This window comes from Staphylococcus simiae (genome assembly GCF_002902085.1).
GTDB lineage: Bacteria > Bacillota > Bacilli > Staphylococcales > Staphylococcaceae > Staphylococcus > Staphylococcus simiae.
Map to the genome: position 1 here is coordinate 1 of NZ_PPQR01000109.1, position 396 is coordinate 396.

1 protein-coding gene is annotated in these 396 nt (G+C 27.5%); it reads right to left on the bottom strand.

Translation table 11 applies throughout. From position 1 onward, the window contains the following. Window positions 1-396 (bottom strand): transposase (locus CD113_RS11170; protein WP_142380909.1); only part of this gene is annotated, 396 nt, incomplete at both ends.

Consider the following 396-nt stretch of genomic DNA (forward strand, 5'->3'; position numbering starts at 1 on the left):
TTCTGGTTGTGTTTCATTTTCAATTTGTTGATTTAAATCTTCGATTTCTTTATTCAAATGACTACCGATTAAATCAATATCTTCTTTTGATAAATCAGTATCTTTATCTTCTATAATCTCAGGTATAATTTTGTCTTTTACTAATTCTTGATAGATTATTTTTGAATTTTCGTTTATGTCTGATTCGTAGTTTAAAATACTTTTCTTCCATACAAACGTATATCGATTGGCATCAGCTTCTATCTTAGTTCCATCGATAAAAATAGATTGATCATCAATAAGGTTTTGTTTTAGGCACTGGCTATGAAATTGGATAAATAAAGATTCGATTAAGGCATCTGTTTTAGGATTAACTCTGAATCGATTAATTGTTTTATACGAAGGTGTTTGATTTTG